18 protein-coding genes are annotated in these 17,231 nt (G+C 54.0%); 9 read left to right on the plus strand and 9 right to left on the minus strand.

Annotated elements, in window-relative coordinates; all coding sequences use genetic code 11:
* The 7 genes from ABDW13_RS07655 to pspF form a co-directional block, all read right to left on the minus strand.
* On the minus strand, nucleotides 1-272 hold a 272-nt coding region (locus ABDW13_RS07655), incomplete at its 3' end, for an SDR family oxidoreductase (RefSeq protein ID WP_343551904.1).
* Between the two features lie 119 nt (nucleotides 273-391).
* On the minus strand, nucleotides 392-1,195 hold the full coding sequence (gene sapF, locus ABDW13_RS07660; protein ID WP_343551905.1) for a putrescine export ABC transporter ATP-binding protein SapF: 804 nt from the start codon (nucleotides 1,193-1,195) through the stop codon (nucleotides 392-394).
* 2 nt (nucleotides 1,196-1,197) lie between these two features.
* Nucleotides 1,198-2,193: a putrescine export ABC transporter ATP-binding protein SapD gene (gene sapD, locus ABDW13_RS07665; protein WP_343551906.1), complete on the minus strand. Its 996-nt coding sequence runs from the start codon at nucleotides 2,191-2,193 to the stop codon at nucleotides 1,198-1,200.
* Nucleotides 2,193-3,083, minus strand: a complete 891-nt coding sequence (sapC, locus tag ABDW13_RS07670; RefSeq protein ID WP_343551907.1) for a putrescine export ABC transporter permease SapC — start codon at nucleotides 3,081-3,083, stop codon at nucleotides 2,193-2,195. Before sapC ends, sapD begins: the two co-directional genes overlap by 1 nt.
* Nucleotides 3,070-4,035 (minus strand): putrescine export ABC transporter permease SapB, encoded by a 966-nt coding sequence (sapB, locus tag ABDW13_RS07675; RefSeq protein WP_343551908.1) that lies wholly within the window; start codon nucleotides 4,033-4,035, stop codon nucleotides 3,070-3,072. The genes sapC and sapB overlap by 14 nt, the downstream gene beginning before the upstream one ends.
* A 2-nt stretch (nucleotides 4,036-4,037) precedes the next feature.
* Entirely contained in the window at nucleotides 4,038-5,660 is a 1,623-nt protein-coding gene (sapA, locus tag ABDW13_RS07680; RefSeq protein WP_343551909.1) for an ABC transporter substrate-binding protein SapA, read from the minus strand.
* 341 nt (nucleotides 5,661-6,001) lie between these two features.
* Nucleotides 6,002-7,000, minus strand: coding sequence for a phage shock protein operon transcriptional activator (pspF, locus tag ABDW13_RS07685; RefSeq protein ID WP_343551910.1), 999 nt, complete (start codon nucleotides 6,998-7,000; stop codon nucleotides 6,002-6,004).
* A 164-nt stretch (nucleotides 7,001-7,164) separates the two neighbouring features.
* Between pspF and pspA the strand changes: the two genes are divergently transcribed.
* The 7 genes from pspA (at nucleotide 7,165) to tyrR (ending at nucleotide 12,927) form a co-directional block, all read left to right on the plus strand.
* A complete protein-coding gene (gene pspA, locus ABDW13_RS07690; protein ID WP_343551911.1) occupies nucleotides 7,165-7,830 on the plus strand; it encodes a phage shock protein PspA in 666 nt (221 codons plus the stop codon).
* A 41-nt stretch (nucleotides 7,831-7,871) separates the two neighbouring features.
* Entirely contained in the window at nucleotides 7,872-8,096 is a 225-nt protein-coding gene (gene pspB, locus ABDW13_RS07695) for an envelope stress response membrane protein PspB (RefSeq protein ID WP_343551912.1), read from the plus strand.
* Nucleotides 8,093-8,440, plus strand: a complete 348-nt coding sequence (gene pspC / locus ABDW13_RS07700) for an envelope stress response membrane protein PspC (RefSeq protein WP_343551913.1) — start codon at nucleotides 8,093-8,095, stop codon at nucleotides 8,438-8,440. Before pspB ends, pspC begins: the two co-directional genes overlap by 4 nt.
* Nucleotides 8,441-8,454: 14 nt before the next feature.
* The gene (pspD, locus tag ABDW13_RS07705) at nucleotides 8,455-8,703 is read left to right on the plus strand and encodes a phage shock protein PspD (protein WP_343551914.1); all 249 of its coding nucleotides are present in this window, start codon (nucleotides 8,455-8,457) and stop codon (nucleotides 8,701-8,703) included.
* Nucleotides 8,684-10,081, plus strand: a complete 1,398-nt coding sequence (locus ABDW13_RS07710) for a YcjX family protein (protein ID WP_343551915.1) — start codon at nucleotides 8,684-8,686, stop codon at nucleotides 10,079-10,081. The genes pspD and ABDW13_RS07710 overlap by 20 nt, the downstream gene beginning before the upstream one ends.
* Nucleotides 10,078-11,151, plus strand: a complete 1,074-nt coding sequence (locus ABDW13_RS07715) for a YcjF family protein (RefSeq protein ID WP_343551916.1) — start codon at nucleotides 10,078-10,080, stop codon at nucleotides 11,149-11,151. The genes ABDW13_RS07710 and ABDW13_RS07715 overlap by 4 nt, the downstream gene beginning before the upstream one ends.
* Nucleotides 11,152-11,364: 213 nt before the next feature.
* On the plus strand, nucleotides 11,365-12,927 hold the full coding sequence (gene tyrR / locus ABDW13_RS07720; RefSeq protein ID WP_343551917.1) for a transcriptional regulator TyrR: 1,563 nt from the start codon (nucleotides 11,365-11,367) through the stop codon (nucleotides 12,925-12,927).
* Nucleotides 12,928-12,992: 65 nt separating this feature from the next.
* On the opposite strand, the gene tpx is transcribed toward tyrR, so the two are convergent.
* On the minus strand, nucleotides 12,993-13,496 hold the full coding sequence (gene tpx / locus ABDW13_RS07725; RefSeq protein WP_343551918.1) for a thiol peroxidase: 504 nt from the start codon (nucleotides 13,494-13,496) through the stop codon (nucleotides 12,993-12,995).
* Nucleotides 13,497-13,638: 142 nt separating this feature from the next.
* On the opposite strand from tpx, the gene ycjG reads away from it, so the two are divergent.
* Nucleotides 13,639-14,625, plus strand: a complete 987-nt coding sequence (gene ycjG / locus ABDW13_RS07730; RefSeq protein ID WP_343551919.1) for an L-Ala-D/L-Glu epimerase — start codon at nucleotides 13,639-13,641, stop codon at nucleotides 14,623-14,625.
* Here the strand turns inward: ycjG and mpaA are convergent.
* A complete protein-coding gene (gene mpaA, locus ABDW13_RS07735; protein ID WP_343551920.1) occupies nucleotides 14,594-15,307 on the minus strand; it encodes a murein tripeptide amidase MpaA in 714 nt (237 codons plus the stop codon). The two genes, ycjG and mpaA, sit on opposite strands and share 32 nt — an antisense overlap.
* A gap of 207 nt (nucleotides 15,308-15,514) precedes the next feature.
* On the opposite strand from mpaA, the gene ABDW13_RS07740 reads away from it, so the two are divergent.
* A complete protein-coding gene (locus ABDW13_RS07740) occupies nucleotides 15,515-17,134 on the plus strand; it encodes a peptide ABC transporter substrate-binding protein (protein WP_343551921.1) in 1,620 nt (539 codons plus the stop codon).
* Nucleotides 17,135-17,231: the final 97 nt, after the last annotated feature.

The raw sequence follows: 17,231 nt of genomic DNA on the forward strand, positions 1-17,231 counted from the left end.
GAGTGAACGAAACCGTCAAATTTCGGCCAGGTTTTTGCCAGTTCGGTGAACAGCGCAGTGATGCTCTCGTCTTCAGCCACATCGCATGGCAGAACAATGTCTGAACCCAGATCTTTAGCAAACTCTTCCACACGACTTTTCAGTTTGTCGTTCTGGTAGGTGAAAGCCAGTTCTGCGCCCTGTTTGTGCATCGCCTGCGCAATACCGTAGGCGATTGAGAGTTTACTGGCAACGCCAGTAATCAGAATGCGCTTACCGGAAAGAAAACCCATAGCTGTAATCCTTTTGGTCATTGTTGTTGGCGGCCGCGAAGATTAAAAAGTAGGCGACCGACGTTATTTAACGTGCGAAGTCTAGCACGTCTCTATAAATGCGGTAAATCTGTGCGCCTTTAACGCTCACGTCGCCAGGCTTCGGCGGTCAAGGCTTCGCCAAAGTGGCTGCTAATCAGGCGTTTGGTCAGGTCGTGCAGCGGCGATGCCAGCACATCGGCGGTGCCACCACGCTCAACCACTTCGCCTTGATGCATCACCAGCACCTGATCGCTGATGTGCTTCATCATGCCGAGATGCTGGGTTACATAAATATAGGCGATGCCGTGCTTCTCTTGCAGTTCCAGCATCAGGTTCACCAACTGCGAACGCATGGTCATATCCAGCGAGGCGAGGGCTTCATCGGCGACAATCACTTTCGGTTGCAGAATCAACGCACGTGCTAATGCCAAACGCTGCTTCTGACCCGGAGCCAGCATGTGCGGATAGTAACCGGCGTGATCGCGCAGCAATCCTACTTGGCGCAGCGTGGCGATAATGCGCTTTTCGCGTGCTTCATCGTCGAGTTCAGTATTCAGGCGCAGCGGGAAATCGAGAATCTGGCTAATGCGCTGACGCGGATTGAGTGAGGTCGACGGATCCTGAAAAATCATGCGAATGCGCTGGCTGCGATAACCGTAATCGCCATATTCCAGCGGATGATCGTCAATCAACATTTCACCTGCGCTGGGTGCAATCATGCCGCTGAGCATTTTTGCCAGCGTCGATTTGCCCGACCCGTTTTCGCCAATCACCGCCAGCGTTTGCTTCTCACGCAGCGTGAAGCTGACACCTTTTACCGCTTCGACGTGCTGACGACGGAACAGGCCGGTGCGATAGCGATAGGTTTTGCTCAGGTTGCGCACTTCCAACAGCGTTTCCATGGTTATTGGCTCTCCATGTTCAGCGGGAAGTGGCAGGCAAACAGATGTGCTTTGTTGCCAGTCAAACGCGGCGTTTCAATACATTTACGCTGCGCATACGGACAACGTGGGCCAAGGCGGCAGCCAATCGGCAGATGTTCCAGCGAAGGAATCGCGCCAGACAACGTATTCAGACGGCTTTTGTGCGGCAACGCGCTACCGAAATCAGGCATCGCGCGGATCAGCGCTTGGGTATAAGGATGATGTGGCGTGTCCATCAAATCTTCGCTCTGCGCGCTTTCTACTGTTTGTCCGCAATACATCACGTTAATGCGATCGGCCCACTGGCTCATGGTGCGCAGATCGTGGCTGATTAGCAAAATGGTGGTGTTGTTGTTCTGATTCAGGCGGCTCAGCAAGCGGAATATCTGCGCTTGGGTGGTCGGCTCCATGGCGTTGGTCGGCTCATCGGCAATCAGCAAACGCGGTTGATTCGCCAGCGCGATGGCGATCATCACTTTCTGGCATTCACCGTCGGTCAGTTCATACGGGAAACTGCGCATGATGTCTTTGTGATCTTTGATACCGACACGGTGCAGCAACTCAATCGCCCGTTGTTTACGCCAGAACCATAAACGCTGGTACCAGCGACCTTTGTTGGTCCAGCGCGGAATCGCCTGCATCAATTGGCGACCAATACTTTCAGACGGATCAAGACAGGATTGCGGTTCCTGGAAAATCATCGACACGTTGTGGCCGACGATGCGCCGCCGCTCGCGCGGTGATAAACGCAGCAGATCGATATCATCAAACACCATGCGATCGGCGGTGACGCGCCAGTTATCTTTGGTCACGCCGCAAATCGCTTTGGCAATCAAACTTTTGCCGGAGCCAGATTCACCAACCAAGCCGCGCACTTCGCCTTCGGTGAGCGTCAGGTTGATACGATCAACCGCTTTGACCGGACCTTCAGAAGTCATAAATTCGATGGTCAGATTACGGATATCTAAGAGCGGCATTATTCAACTCCCGCTTCTACCGCGCGACGGATGCCGTCGCCCAGCAGGTTAACGATCAATACGCTGACCATCAGCGCCACGCCGGGCAGCATTACCGTCCACGGTGCGACATAAATCAGCTCCAGCGCATCGCCAAGCATCGCACCCCATTCAGGCGAGGGCAGCTGCGCGCCAAGATCGAGAAAACCCAGCGCGGCGATATCCAGAATCGCCATCGACAGCGAACGGGTAAATTCGCTCACCAGCAGCGGCAGCACATTCGGCAGCACCGCGTTCCACAGAATATTCAGGTTACGCGCGCCATCGAGACGTAACGCCACCACATACTCTTTTTCCATCTCATCATGCACAGCAGTATAGATCTCGCGCACCAGGCGCGGAATCAAGGCAAGAAACACCGCCAGCATGGCGTGTTCGAGGCGCGGGCCCAGAAACGCCACTACAATAATCGCCAGCAACAGCGATGGAATCGATAACAGCGTGTCCAGTATGTGATTCATCACCGCCGAACGTACGCCGTGCGTAATGCCCGCAAAGATGCCGAGCACCAGCGCGCAAATAGATGCCAGCACCGTCACCAGAATCGCCGAACCGACCGTTGGCGCCACGCCGCTCAGCAAGCGGCTCAGGACATCGCGGCCGAGATCGTCGGTGCCAAGGAAGAAGGAAACATCGCCGTAGCGCGACCACGAAGGCGGCAGCAGTTGATAACCGAGGAATTGCTGATCGATGCCGTACGGCGACAATAAACCGCCAAATAGGCACAGGAACAGCAGGATGCCAAAGCCATACAAGCCGACCATGCCGCTGGTGTCGCGATATAAGCGCTGCCAGCTACGACGTAGCGTGCTCGGCAGCCGCTTCTCGTCATAGACATTATCGTAAGGCATACCATTCCTTATGTTTCAATGGATTAAGTGCGGCACCCAGAATGTCGGATAATACGCTCACCAAAATCACCAAGCCGCCAACCACCATCACACCGGCAGAAATCGCCGCGTAATCCTGTTGACGAATGGCGTTAATCAGCCAGCGCCCCAGGCCCGGCCAGTTAAACACCACTTCGGTGATCATCGCTAAGGTCAACATGGTGGAGAATTGCAGTCCCAGACGTGGAATCACCGGCGGCAGCGCGTTGTGCAGTACATGGCGACGAATCACGGTGAAACGCGACAATCCGCGCGTGGCGGCGGCTTTGACGTAGTTTTTGTCCATTACTTCGCTGGTGCTGCTACGCAGCAAGCGGATCATTTCCGTGGTTGGCGCCACCGCCAGTACCACAACCGGCAAAATCATGTGCGTCAACGCGCTGATCATCATTTCATGGCGCCACGGCGAATGGCTGAGCCAGGCATCGATCAACGCAAAGCCCGTGACATTCTGCACCGGATAAAGCAGGTCGAAGCGCCCGGAAACCGGCAGCCAACCTAACGTTAACGAAAAGAACAGGGTGAACAGCAGCGCCAGCCAGAATACCGGCATGGAGAAACCCAGTAACGCCAAGGCGCTGATGGCTTTATCCTGCCATTTTTTGCGCATCACGCCGGCACAAATGCCCAGCGGAATGCCAACCAGCAGCGCCAGAATAAACGCCATTACACACAGTTCCAGCGTGGCGGGGAACACTTCACGCAGTTGGAGATTGATCGACTGACCATTGGTGCTGGAAACGCCAAAATCAAATTGCAGTAATCCTTTAAACCAGAACCACCAAGCATCGAACAGCGACGCACCTTCCAGCGGCGCGTTCGGTGTGAAGTAGCTCAGGCTGAAACTCACCAGCGAGAGAAAAAACAGGGTGATTAGCAGCAGCACCAGACGACGCAAAATATAGATAATCATGCTTACTCCTCGCTGCTCTCATCACGGTAAACGCCAGCAAACGAGGCGTTACCAAATGGACTGAGTACTAAGCCTTTGATGTCATGGCGATAGGCTTGCAAGCGCAGCGACGACGCCAGCGGTAGCACCGGCAACTCCTGCGATAAAATCTGCTGCGCTTGATCGTAGCTATCAATGCGCGCCGACAGCTGCTGCGACAACAGCGCGTGCTGCAATGCTTCATCAAACGCCGGTGAACACCAGTGCGCATAGTTGGTCTGCGAACGAATTGCTGCGCAACTCAGCAGCGGACGGAAAAAGCTGTCGGGATCGTTACTGTCTGTCGCCCAACCGGTCAATGTGAGATCGTGATTCATCTCCATCAATTGGGCTTCCTGAAAGCGGCCTTCAACCGGTGCAATGGTCACACGCACGCCAATCTGAGCTAAATCGGCTTGCAGCAATTCCGCGGTTTTGAGTGGGCTAGGATTCCATGACTGCGATGAAGAAGGCACCACCAAACGCAGATGCAGGTTTTCCAATCCCAGCGCCTTTAACTCTTCACGTGCTTTGGCCGGATTGTATTCGGTGACGCGCGCGTCGTTGTCATAAGCCCAGGAAGCGCGCGGCAGAATCGACGCGGCGGTTTCTGCGGTGCCGTAATAGATCGATTCCATCAAACGTTCATTATTAATAGCTAAAGCCAGCGCGTGACGCACTTCGGGACGATCGAGCGGCGGCTTGCGCGTATTGAACGCCAGATAGGCGATGTTCATGCCGGGACGCAACGTCATGCGCAGGCGCGGATCGTCGCGCAAGATGCTGAGCTGGCTGGCGGCGGGATACGCCAGCACGTCGCATTCACCAGTGAGTAATTTGGATAAACGTCCGGTGCCGCCGACGCCAAGATCGATTACCACTTGCTGCAAACGCGGCACGCCTTTCCAATATTGTGGATTACGCGCCAGCCGCAAATATTGTCCGGTACGGTATTCGCTGAGCTGAAACGGGCCGGTGCCAACCGGATCGCGATCCAATTGCTCCTGTTGGCCGGTCGCGCTGAGATTGTTGGCATATTCCTGCGACAAAATCGGCGCGTAATGGGTGGCAATGTGCCAGAGGAAAGAGGCATCCGGGCTATTCAGGCGGATTTCGACCGTATCGTTATCGAGCTTTTTCACGCTCTGCACCGAATCGGCAAATTGCAGGCTGTCGAAATAAGGGTAGCTGCCGCCGTTAACGTTGTGCCACGGGTGCTTGCGATCAAACATGCGTTCAAAGCTGAACACCACATCATCGGCATTCATCTTGCGCGTCGGCTTAAACCAGTTGGTGTGCTGGAACGAGACGTCTTTGCGCAGGTGAAAACGATAGGTTGCGCCGTTATCACGCACTTCCCAACTCTGGGCGAGGTCGGGAATTAGGCGATAGGTGTAAGGATCAACATCCAGCAAGCGATCATAAAGCTGCGCCGCCAGCGTATCGACCACCAGGCCGCTGCTGACCATTTGCGGGTTGAAGGTATTCACGGTGCCGTTGACACAATAGACGAAGCCGCTGTTACGGATGTTATCCGTTGGCGCGGCCCACGCTGACGCATTCATCATGCTGAGACCCAGCAGTATAGAAGGGAATAATTTTGGCATAGAACTCAACGATTCTGAGGCAATAGCGAGAGTGTATCGCAAACGTCACCGACTCCCCAAATTCGCGACAGTTCTGCTGGGTTTTTCATCAAACTGGCGATGGGGTAATCACAACGTTTGTATGGAAATGAGAAAAATTCTCAATTAGGGCTTTACAGATGATAATAAGAATGATTATTATTCCTCTGCGCTTCGACGGTGGCTCTACCGAAGAAGAGCACGACATTGCTCACATTGCTTCCAGTATTAGTTGCCCGCAATTATATTGCGGGCTTTTTTTCGTCCTGGTTTGCACTGCTGCTGCGTTTGGAATCGTAAGGTCGCCATTTAAGGTGACCTGGTTAAACTTCGTCGCGTGCCAGGATGCCGTGCTTCTTCATCATGGCGCGCAACTGATGATAGGTCACGCGCAGCAGTTCGGCGGCGCGGCGCTGGTTGTATTTGGCTTGCTGCAAACTCGCTTCCACTAACTCGCGTTCCTGCTGGTTTTGCCATTGGCGGAGATCCAGCGGCAGGGAAGGCAACAAACTGTCATGCGATTCGATGAGCGTAGCGGCAGGCGGCGTGCGCGGGGCAAACGGGTTGATGATGATGTTATCTAACTCATCTTCAACGCTGTGATGGCGATACACCGAACGCTCAACCACATTTTTTAATTCACGCACATTGCCGGGCCAGCTGTGATTCAGCAACGTCAACTGCGCCCGTTCGCTGAAGCCGGTAAACAGCGGCAAACCGAGTTCGCGGCACATCTGAATGGCAAAGTGGTTGGCCATCACCAAAATATCACTGCGACGTTCACGCAGCGGCGGCAGTTGCACCACATCGAAAGCCAGGCGATCCAGCAAGTCGGCGCGGAATTTTCCGGCGGCGGCCAGCGCGGGCAAATCCTCATTGGTGGCGCACACCAGACGCACATTGACTTGCAACGATTGATTGCCGCCAACGCGCTCCAACTGACCATATTCAATCACGCGTAATAGCTTTTCCTGCACCAGCATCGGCGCGGTGGCGAGTTCATCGAGAAACAGCGTGCCCGCATCAGCACGTTCAAAACGTCCTAAATGACGTTTTTGCGCGCCGGTAAAGGCGCCGGCTTCGTGACCGAACAACTCGGAATCCAGCAGATTCTCATTTAACGCTGCGCAGTTAAGCGAAACGAACGGGCCTTCCCAACGGTTGGATAGATAATGCAGGCGGCTGGCGATCAGCTCTTTACCGGTGCCGCGTTCACCAATCACCAATACTGGTTTTTCCAGCGGTGCTAAACGGGAAACTTGCTCCAGCACCTCGAGGAAGTTGTTCGATTCGCCTAACAGGTTGTCATTACCATTTGCCATGATGAAATTCGCCACTGATTAATCAATTTCACTACCTTATGTGATGTCTCGGCGGATGTAAAATAAACAAATCTATTAAAATCAATATAATAAAAGTTGGCACGCGAATTGTATTAGTGAAAGGCGCTTGGCGCATCAACATGACAATTATGAGGAACATCATTATGGGTATTTTTTCTCGTTTCGCCGATATCGTGAACGCTAACATCAACTCTCTGCTGGAGCGCGCCGAAGATCCGCAGAAACTGGTACGCCTGATGATTCAGGAAATGGAAGACACCTTAGTCGAAGTGCGTTCGACTTCTGCCCGTGCGCTGGCGGAAAAGAAACAGTTGCTGCGTCGTACCGAACAGGCTGAAATTCAGCAGGCTGAATGGCAGGAAAAAGCCGAACTCGCCATTAATAAAGGCAAAGAAGATTTAGCCCGTGCGGCATTGATCGAAAAGCAGAAGCTGACCGATTTAATCGCGGCACTGCAACAGGAATCCGCACAAGTTGAAGAAACGCTGGAACGCATGAAAGGCGAAATTGGTGAGCTGGAGAAAAAACTCACTGAAACCCGTGCGCGTCAGCAGGCGTTAACGCTGCGTCATCAGGCCGCTTCTTCATCACGTGATGTACGTCGTCAGCTCGACAGCGGCAAAATCGAAGACGCCATGGCGCGTTTCGAATCATTCGAACGTCGCATTGATCACATGGAAGCAGAAGCGGAAAGTCAGCGTTTTGGTAAGCCAAAAGGTCTGGATCAGGAGTTCGCTGAACTGAAAGCCGATGATGAAATCAGCCAGCAGTTGGCCGCGCTGAAAGCCAAAATGAATCGCCCTGAGTGATCAATAAAACTGAAATTGGTGTAAATGATTAAGGAGAGTCAATGAGCGCACTATTTCTGGCCATTCCGCTGACGATCTTCGTGCTATTCGTCGCGCCGATCTGGTTATGGCTGCATTACAGTAACAAACGCAATGGCACCGATTTATCATCCAGCGATTTGCAGCGTTTGCAGCAAATCACCCAAGATGCACGCCGTATGCGTGAACGCGTTGAAGCGTTAGAAGCGATTTTGGATGCGGAACATCCAAACTGGAGGCAGCCATGATGAATGGACGTAAATTGTGGCGCATTCCCGAGCAGGGCAAAGTGCGCGGTGTTTGCGCCGGATTGGCGGAATATCTCGACATTCCGGTACGTTTACTGCGCGTGATTGTGGTGTTATCGCTGTTCATGGGCTTGTTCATGTTCACCATCGTGGCCTATTTCATTTTAGGTTTTGTGTTGGATGAGAAACCTGCCGATGCGTCAACTGAACGCACGCCGAGCGCCCGTGAACTGCTGGATGAACTGGAAAGCACGCTGCACAGCGATGAACGTAAGGTGCGTGAGGTTGAACGTTACGTCACCTCAGAAACGTTTAGCGTGCGAAGTCGTTTTCGCCAAATTTAATGAAGAGAGGTTCCATGCAAACTCAACGTTTTACTGCTCTGCGCCGTCGCGCGACACCTGCGTTGATGTCGGCAGGGAAATTTATCATCATTAGTGCAGTAACTTACGGTCCCGGCGGTATTGCTGGCTGGGCCGTGAAATCAGTGGCGCGCCGTCCGTTGCGTCTGTTGCTGGCGGCCGCCCTGGAATCGTTGTTGAGCAAAGCGTTCAAACGCTTATCGGCACGCTTCATCAGGGAGAACGATGAAAAGACTGCAAAATGAATTGATGGCGCTGATGAACCGCGGTGTTGACCGCCATCTGCGCCTGGCGGTGACCGGCTTAAGCCGCAGCGGAAAAACCGCATTTATCACCTCGCTGGTTAACCAGCTTTTGAATGTTCACAGCGGCGCACGTTTGCCGCTGTTTTCCGTGGTGCGTGAAGAACGCCTGCTGGGCGTCAAACGTGTGCCGCAGCGCGAACTCGGTACGCCGCGCTTTACCTATGATGAAGGTTTAGCGCAGTTATACGGCACGCCCCCGATGTGGCCGACGCCAACCCGTGGCGTGAGCGAAATGCGCCTCGCGCTGCGATATCGTCCCGATGAATCCTTGCTACGTCACTTCAAAGATACCGCCACGCTGTACCTCGAAATCGTCGATTATCCCGGCGAATGGTTACTGGATTTACCGATGCTGGCGCAGGATTACCTGAGCTGGTCGCGGCAAATGGTCGGTTTGCTGCAAGGCGATCGCGCCGCCTGGTCAGAAAAATGGCGCAGCCTGTGCGCCGAACTCGATCCTTTTGCCCCTGCTGATGAAAACCGGTTAGCTGCGATTGCTGCGGCCTGGACCGAATATCTCCATCAATGTAAAGCCGAAGGCCTGCACTTCATCCAGCCGGGCCGCTTTGTATTGCCCGGCGACATGGCAGGTGCGCCCGCACTGCAATTTTTCCCGTGGCCGCAAGTCGATGAAATGCAGGTTAACAAACTGGCGCAAGCGCCGGCGGGCAGCAATTTCGCCATGTTGCAACAACGCTTCAACTATTACTGTCAGCATGTGGTGAAAGGTTTCTATAAAAATCACTTCCTGCGCTTTGATCGGCAAATTGTGCTGGTCGATTGTCTGCAACCGCTCAACAGCGGGCCGCAAGCCTTCAACGATATGCGTCTGGCGTTGACGCAGTTAATGCAGAGTTTCCATTACGGCCAACGGACGCTGTTTCGCCGCCTGTTTTCGCCGGTTATCGATAAGCTGCTGTTTGCCGCCACCAAAGCCGATCACGTGACATCCGATCAGCACGCCAACATGGTGTCTCTGTTGCAGCAATTAGTGCAGGACGCGTGGCAAAACGCGGCGTTCGAAGGCATTAATATGGATTGTCTGGGTTTGGCGTCAGTTCAGGCGACCGAAAGTGGTCTGGTCGATCATCGTGGCGAGAAGTTGCCTGCGTTGCGTGGGCATCGTTTGGCCGATGACGAACCGCTGACATTTTATCCCGGCGAAGTACCGCCGCGTTTACCCGGACACACTTTCTGGCAGCAGCAGGGATTTCAGTTTGAACAGTTCCGGCCGCAGCAGTTGGATGTAGATCGTCCGCTGCCGCACATTCGCATGGATGCCGCGCTGGAATTTCTTTTGGGAGATAAATTGCGATGAGCGACGAAACACCTTTAAAAGGGCGCATTGATTTCGCCCGTCCGCTGACGGTGGACATAGAAAAACCGCTGCGTGCCTCACAAACCTTTAGTGCCGAAGCGGAAGAGGCTTTTCTGGCAACCGCAGAAGTGGAGCCGCTAGAAGAAGGTGAAGGCGAGAAAGTGGTTGAAGCCGCGCTGCGTCCTAAGCGCAGCCTGTGGCGCAAAATGGTCGGCGTCGGTCTGGGTATTTTCGGCATCAGCGTGGTGGCGCAGGGCGTACAAACGCTGCATGACGCGTGGCTGGTGCGCGACTGGTTTACGCTTGGCACCGGCGCGGCGGGCACTTTGATTGTTGCAGCCGGTGCGGGCGCGTTAATCGGCGAATGGCGTCGTTTGTATCGTCTGCGTCAGCGCGCCGAGGAGCGCGATATTGGCCGCGAATTGCTGCACAGCCACGGCGTGAGTAAAGGCCGGGCGTTTTGCGAAAAACTGGCGCAGCAGGCGCAATTGGATCAAGCGCATCCGGCGCTGCAACGCTGGCACGCCGCGCTGCACGAAACCCACAACGATCGCGAGATCGTCACGCTGTATGCGCAATTGGTGCAGCCGGTGCTGGATCGTCAGGCTCGCCGTGAAATTAGCCGTCACGCGGCTGAATCCACCTTGATGATTGCCGTTAGCCCGTTGGCATTGGTGGACATGGCGTTTATCGCCTGGCGCAACCTACGTTTAGTGAATCGCATTGCTGCGATATATGGCATTGAATTGGGCTATTTCAGCCGCATCCGTTTGTTCCGCTTGGTGCTGTTGAATATGGCGTTTGCCGGCGCGTCGGAATTGGTGCGCGAAGTGGGAATGGATTGGATGTCGCAGGATCTTGCTGCGCGTCTCTCAACCCGTGCGGCGCAAGGGATTGGTGCCGGTTTACTCACCGCGCGTCTCGGCATCAAAGCGATGGAACTTTGCCGCCCGCTGCCATGGCTGGAAGACGATAAACCGCGTTTGGGTGACTTCCGCCGCGAGTTAATTGGCCAGCTTAAAGAATCCCTGACAAAAAATGGGGATAAAGCAGCTCAGGCTGCTAAATAATCAATGTTTGATTGCCTTTCACGCTGCTTATGGCGTGAAAGGTGAAATTATCTTTTTTGCTTCTGATTTTCGACGAGATTTTTATCCTTCTCTCCGTTACACTTCTTCACGTCACCTGCCTCAGGCTGTCAACTTTTCATGACACGCCTCTTCTGAGGCGCTGCAAGTTAGCGTATTATCACTAAAATCAAAACCTGACTAAGGCTCATCGCAATGCGTTTGGAAGTTTTCTGCCAGGACCGAATCGGTCTGGCGCGCGAGTTGCTCGACCTGCTGGTTGCCCGCAGCATCGACTTGCGCGGCATCGAAATTGCGCCGCTCGGCCGCATTTACCTCAATTTTACTGCGCTGGAATTTGAGCCATTCAGCAATCTGATGGCTGAAATCCGCCGTACACCAGGCGTGACAGATGTACGCACCGTTTCCTTTATGCCTTCTGAACGCGAACATCGTGCATTGAGCGCGTTGCTGGTGGCGATGCCGGAGCCGGTATTGTCCATCGATCTGAAAGGCAAAGTGGAGTTGTCGAATCCGGCAGCACAAAACCTGTTTACGCTCGATGAACAAAAGCTGCGCAATCAAAACGTGGGCACCTTGATCACTGGCTTCAATTTCCAGCGTTGGCTGGAGAACGAACGCGTTGATGCGCAGGCGCAGCACGTGGTGATTCAGGGACGTGATTTCCTGATGGAAGCGCGCCCGATTTATCTGGCGGAAGAAGGCCAGAGCGATCTGCCGGTTGGCGCGATGATCACCTTGAAATCCACTGCGCGCATGGGCCGTCAGCTGCAGAATTTGACCGTTACCGATGAATCAGAATTTGATCACATCGTTGCGGTGACACCCAAAATGCGCCAGGTGATTGATCAGGCACGCAAATTGGCGATGCATGATGCGCCGCTGTTAATTGTCGGCGATACCGGCACCGGCAAAGATATGCTGGCACGTGCCTGCCATCTGCGTAGCGCGCGCGGCAAGAAACCGTTCCTCGCCTTAAACTGCGCCTCGTTGCCGGACGATGTGGCCGAAAGCGAACTGTTTGGTCATGCTGCGGGCGCTTATCCCAACGCGCTAGAAGGAAAAAAAGGCTTCTTCGAGCAGGCCAACGGCGGTTCGGTACTGCTGGACGAAATTGGCGAGATGTCGCCACGCATGCAAACCAAGCTGCTGCGCTTCCTCAATGACGGCACTTTCCGCCGCGTTGGCGAAGAGCATGAAGTGCACGTTGATGTGCGAGTGATTTGTGCCACGCAGAAGAACCTGATTGAGCTGGTGCAGCGCGGCGAATTCCGTGAAGACCTGTTTTATCGCCTGAACGTTTTGACGTTGAATCTGCCGCCGCTGCGCGAACGTCCGCTGGATATCCTGCCGCTGACTGAAATGTTTGTGGCACGTTTCGCTGATGAACAAGGTTTGCCGCGCCCACGTTTGTCGCCACAGTTAACGCCGTTCCTGACGCGCTACAATTGGCCGGGCAATGTGCGTCAGCTGAAGAATGCTTTGTATCGCGCGCTAACACAGTTGGAAGGTTATGAACTGGGGCCGCAGGATATCGTATTGCCAGAACAGGCGTTGGACGTGTCATTGGGCGAAGAGGCAATGGAAGGTTCGCTGGATGACATCACCAGCCGCTTTGAACGTTCAGTGTTGACGCGTTTGTACCTTTCTTATCCCAGCACGCGCAAGCTGGCGAAACGTCTTGGTGTATCGCATACCGCTATTGCCAATAAGTTACGTGAATATGGCTTGGGGCAGAAGCGCGGAGAGAGCGAATAACCTGCTGTTAGCCGTTATCCGAAAAAAAACGCCGCCCATTCAGGCGGCGTTTTATTGCGGCGAACTTACTTCAGTGCAGCCAGCGCCGCATCGTAGTTTGGCTCTTCGGTGATTTCGTTCACCAATTCGCTGTAAATCACTTTATCGTTTTCATCCAGCACCACCACGGCACGCGCGGTCAGGCCTTTCAGTGGGCCATCGGCAATCGCCACACCGTAATCTTCTTTGAATTCAGCACCACGCACGGTAGACAGCGTGATAACGTTGCTAACATTTTCTGCGCCGCAGAAACGTGACTGAGCAAACGGCAGGTCGGAAGAGATGCACAGCACCACGGTGTTGTCTGCTTCGCCTGAACGCTCGTTAAATTTGCGAACGGAAGCGGCACACACGCCGGTATCAATACTTGGGAAAATGTTCAGAACTTTGCGTTTGCCTGCATACTTGGAAAGGGATACGTCACTGAGGTCTTTAGCAACCAAGTTGAATGGCTTTGCCTGCGCGCCAACTTGTGGGAACTGGCCTGCAACTGGCACCGGATTGCCTTGAAAGTGAACATTCTGAGACATGCGATTTCCTTTTTTAACGATGAATATCTGACTATGAAAGATATAGCGTTTGTTTATGACATAATTTTTAAGGGTTTACGAGCGCAATTCCTGGCGTTAATCGAGCCGGCTCGCAATTAAGCTGCGGATTTAAGGAGCAATAATGAGAACAGTGAAGAGTTATCCGGAAGCCTGGCCGCTGCATTCGCCTTTTGTTATTTCACGCGGTAGCCGTACTGAAGCGCACGTTGTGGTGGTCGAAATTGAGCAAGACGGCCTTAAAGGGGTTGGCGAAGCGACGCCTTACGCGCGCTACGGCGAAAGTGAAGCCTCGGTGTTGAAGCAAATTGGCTCGCAGCTTAGTGCGCTGCAAGCCGGTATGTCGCGTGAAGAGCTGCAACGCGCGCTGCCCGCTGGCGCGGCACGCAATGCGCTCGATTGCGCATTGTGGGATCTGGAACGCCAGCAGCAAAACCACAGCCTGGCGCAACTGTGTGACGTATTGCTGGCTGACGAAATCATCACCGCGCATACCGTAAGCATCGATACGCCCGAAGCGATGGCCAGCAGTGCACAAGCCTTGTGGCAACATGGTGCGCGGTTGTTGAAAATCAAAATGGACGATCATCTGATCAGCGAACGTTTGGTGGCGATTCGCAGCGCCGTGCCGGATGCCACTTTGATTGTTGATGCCAACGAATCCTGGCATGCCGAAGGTTTGGCGGCGCGCTGCCAATTGCTCGCCGACCTCAACGTCGCGATGCTTGAGCAGCCGTTACCGGCCGCGCAGGATGAAGCGCTCGGCAATTTCATCCATCCGCTGCCAATCTGCGCGGATGAAAGCTGCCACACGCGTGACAATCTGGCGCAGCTTAAAGGGCGCTATGAAATGGTGAACATCAAGCTGGATAAAACCGGTGGACTAACTGAAGCGCTGGCGCTAGCGCAGGCGGCGCGTGAGCAAGGTTTCGCGATTATGCTCGGCTGCATGCTGTGCACTTCAAGGGCGATTCGCGCTGCCTTGCCGCTTACACCGCAGGCGACATTCGCCGATCTCGACGGTCCAACCTGGCTGGCTGCCGATGTTGAACCGTCGCTGCATTTTTCTCACGGCGTACTTAAGCCGCTGGCTGCCAACGCAGCAGGTTAATCATCGCCTCCAGATAGACTTCGGTGGCTTCGTCCACCGAAATTGGCGGCATCTCGGCAGTAATGCATAACAGGCCGAGATCGTCGCACCAGCTACCAAATGAACCTGGCGTGGCATAACCGACGCTGCTCACCACCGGCAGCGCGGTTTGCTGTGCCAGCCATTGGGCTAAATCGCTATGGTGGGGATCGTCAATACAAGCCAGCGGCTCGTGCCACGAAACCACCCAGCGCGGTTTTATCTGATGAATCAAGTGGCAAAGCGCAGACGTTTCTGGCTCAGAAGACGGCGCAGTGCCGGTGGAAAGCACCACATCACGTTCATCGGCTTCACTGTTCCAGCGATAAACCGTGTCACCACTTTGCCAGTTGGCAGCCGGGAAGTTACGGTTGAGGTCAACGCCGTTAGCATTGGCGCGCAATCCCAACTGACAGCCATCCGGATTCACCGCCAGAATCACATGATGACGACGCAACGCTTCCGGCAAGGTGCGCATTGCGCCAGATAACGTGGCAATCGCGGCATTTTCGTCGCCGTGCGTACCGGCAATAATCAATCCACTTTCGGCATCTGCGGCTGGCGCAGGAAACCACAGCAGCGGTGCGCCCAACACCGATTGTCCGTACTGTTGCCAGACAGCGTCCAGCTTGCCGCGCAGCGGACGCGGATGGTATGACGACATAACGTTCCTCATTGACATGCTTCCAACAGCGCCAAAACCGCTGGCGCGCAAATTTAAAAATGTGACCGGGAATCCAGCCTCAACATAACGGTAAACAGCGTACGGGGAAATAGCTATATACCAATCAGCAATTTGCGATAAAGTGCCAAAAGTTGCTGGCGACACAAACCTTTGGTTGTCGCCATTTTTTCGCGTAAAGGAGTGGTGATGAAAATAACGTTCCGAATGACGCTGGCCGCCTTAATTGTCACCAGCGCTGTCTCACCCGCATTCGCCGCCAATGTGCCCGCAGGCGCGCAGTTGGCCAGCACCCAGGAAATCGTTCGCCATATTAAAGATGAGCCGGCCTCGCTTGATCCGATGAAGGCGGTTGGCCTGCCGGAAATTCAGGTGATGCGCGATCTATTTGAAGGCCTGACCAATCAGGATGCCCACGGTAAAATCGTGCCGGGCGTGGCGCAAAACTGGAGCAGTAACGACAATAAGACGTGGATTTTTAACCTGCGCAAAGACGCGCGCTGGTCGAATGGCGAGCCGGTAACGGCGCAGGATTTTGTCTACAGTTGGCAGCGTTTGGTTGAACCGAAAAACAGCTCGCCGTTTGCCTGGTTTGCGGCACTGAGCGGTATCGAAAATGCCGACGCGATCACCAAAGGGCAAATGAGCGCCGATAAGTTAGGTGTTACCGCAGTAAATGACACCCAACTTAAGGTGACATTGTCACGTCCGGTGCCGTGGTTCCCGAGTATGGTCGCGAACGCCGCGATGTATCCGGTTTCACAAAAAGTGATTGAAAAAGAAGGCGATAGCTGGACATCGCCGGGCAAGCTAGTGGGGAACGGCGCTTATCAACTGCAAGATCGCGTGGTTAACGAGAAAATCGTGCTGGTGCGTAATAAGCATTATTGGGACGACAAAGATTCGGTGCTGAACAAAGTGACCTTTATCCCGATCAACGAAGAGTCGAGCGCCACCAAACGTTATCGCGCCAATGATATTGATATCACCGAATCTTTCCCGAAAAACATGTACGCGTTGCTGAAGAAAGAGTTGCCGGGCCAGGTGTACACGCCGGATCAGCTGGGCACTTATTATTACGCGTTTAATACTGTCAGAGGGCCAACCGCAGATGCGCGGGTGCGCAAAGCGCTGTCGTGGAGCATTGACCGCCGCATTATTGCGGAGAAAGTATTAGGCACCGGCGAGAAGCCAGCCTGGCACTTTACGCCAGATGTCACCGCCGGTTTTACGCCGCATCAAAGTTATTTGCAGCAGCATAGCCAACAAGAGCTGAATGCGCAGGCGAAAGCATTGTTGGCTGCAGCGGGTTACGGCCCGGAAAAACCGTTGCATTTGACGCTGCTGTACAACACTTCCGAAAGTCACCAGAAGATCGCCATTGCGGTGTCATCGATGTGGAAAAAGAATTTGGGCGTGGATGTGACGCTGCAAAACCAAGAGTGGAAAACGTATATTGATAGCCGTAACAGCGGCAATTTCGATGTGATCCGCGCTTCATGGGTGGGCGATTATAACGAACCTTCCACCTTCCTCAGCTTGCTGACATCCAGTCACTCCGCCAACATCGCGCGCTTCAAAAATGCCGATTATGATGCGGCGTTAGTGAAAGCCAGCACGGAAACTGACGCGGCGGCACGCAATGCCGATTACAACAAGGCCGAGCAGATCATTGCCGATCAGGCGCCAATCGCGCCAATCTACCAATATACCAACGGACGTTTGATTAAGCCGTGGGTGAAAGGCTATCCGATCACCAATCCTGAAGACGTAGCGTACAGCCGCGAAATGTGGATTGAAAAACACTAATTCCTGCCATTAAAAACAGGCGATCATCATGATCGCCTGTCACTTTTGCTCACAGCCTGAAGATTGCAACTGGTTCACGCCACGCTAAACTGTATCG

It is taken from the genome of Pantoea sp. (assembly GCF_039594315.1).
In the GTDB taxonomy this organism is placed as follows: Bacteria; Pseudomonadota; Gammaproteobacteria; order Enterobacterales; family Enterobacteriaceae; genus Pantoea.

What these genes read in the sequence shown, in the direction of transcription:
- sapD (WP_343551906.1), bottom strand. Translation starts at nt 2,193, where the DNA reads ATGCCGCTCTTAGATATCCGTAATCTGACCATCGAATTTATGACTTCT.
- pspF (WP_343551910.1), bottom strand. Translation starts at nt 7,000, where the DNA reads ATGGCAAATGGTAATGACAACCTGTTAGGCGAATCGAACAACTTCCTC.
- sapC (WP_343551907.1), bottom strand. Translation starts at nt 3,083, where the DNA reads ATGCCTTACGATAATGTCTATGACGAGAAGCGGCTGCCGAGCACGCTA.
- sapA (WP_343551909.1), bottom strand. Translation starts at nt 5,660, where the DNA reads ATGCCAAAATTATTCCCTTCTATACTGCTGGGTCTCAGCATGATGAAT.
- ABDW13_RS07740 (WP_343551921.1), top strand. Translation starts at nt 15,515, where the DNA reads ATGAAAATAACGTTCCGAATGACGCTGGCCGCCTTAATTGTCACCAGC.
- ABDW13_RS07715 (WP_343551916.1), top strand. Translation starts at nt 10,078, where the DNA reads ATGAGCGACGAAACACCTTTAAAAGGGCGCATTGATTTCGCCCGTCCG.
- pspB (WP_343551912.1), top strand. Translation starts at nt 7,872, where the DNA reads ATGAGCGCACTATTTCTGGCCATTCCGCTGACGATCTTCGTGCTATTC.
- sapB (WP_343551908.1), bottom strand. Translation starts at nt 4,035, where the DNA reads ATGATTATCTATATTTTGCGTCGTCTGGTGCTGCTGCTAATCACCCTG.
- pspC (WP_343551913.1), top strand. Translation starts at nt 8,093, where the DNA reads ATGATGAATGGACGTAAATTGTGGCGCATTCCCGAGCAGGGCAAAGTG.
- tpx (WP_343551918.1), bottom strand. Translation starts at nt 13,496, where the DNA reads ATGTCTCAGAATGTTCACTTTCAAGGCAATCCGGTGCCAGTTGCAGGC.
- ABDW13_RS07710 (WP_343551915.1), top strand. Translation starts at nt 8,684, where the DNA reads ATGAAAAGACTGCAAAATGAATTGATGGCGCTGATGAACCGCGGTGTT.
- pspD (WP_343551914.1), top strand. Translation starts at nt 8,455, where the DNA reads ATGCAAACTCAACGTTTTACTGCTCTGCGCCGTCGCGCGACACCTGCG.
- mpaA (WP_343551920.1), bottom strand. Translation starts at nt 15,307, where the DNA reads ATGTCGTCATACCATCCGCGTCCGCTGCGCGGCAAGCTGGACGCTGTC.
- tyrR (WP_343551917.1), top strand. Translation starts at nt 11,365, where the DNA reads ATGCGTTTGGAAGTTTTCTGCCAGGACCGAATCGGTCTGGCGCGCGAG.
- ycjG (WP_343551919.1), top strand. Translation starts at nt 13,639, where the DNA reads ATGAGAACAGTGAAGAGTTATCCGGAAGCCTGGCCGCTGCATTCGCCT.
- pspA (WP_343551911.1), top strand. Translation starts at nt 7,165, where the DNA reads ATGGGTATTTTTTCTCGTTTCGCCGATATCGTGAACGCTAACATCAAC.
- sapF (WP_343551905.1), bottom strand. Translation starts at nt 1,195, where the DNA reads ATGGAAACGCTGTTGGAAGTGCGCAACCTGAGCAAAACCTATCGCTAT.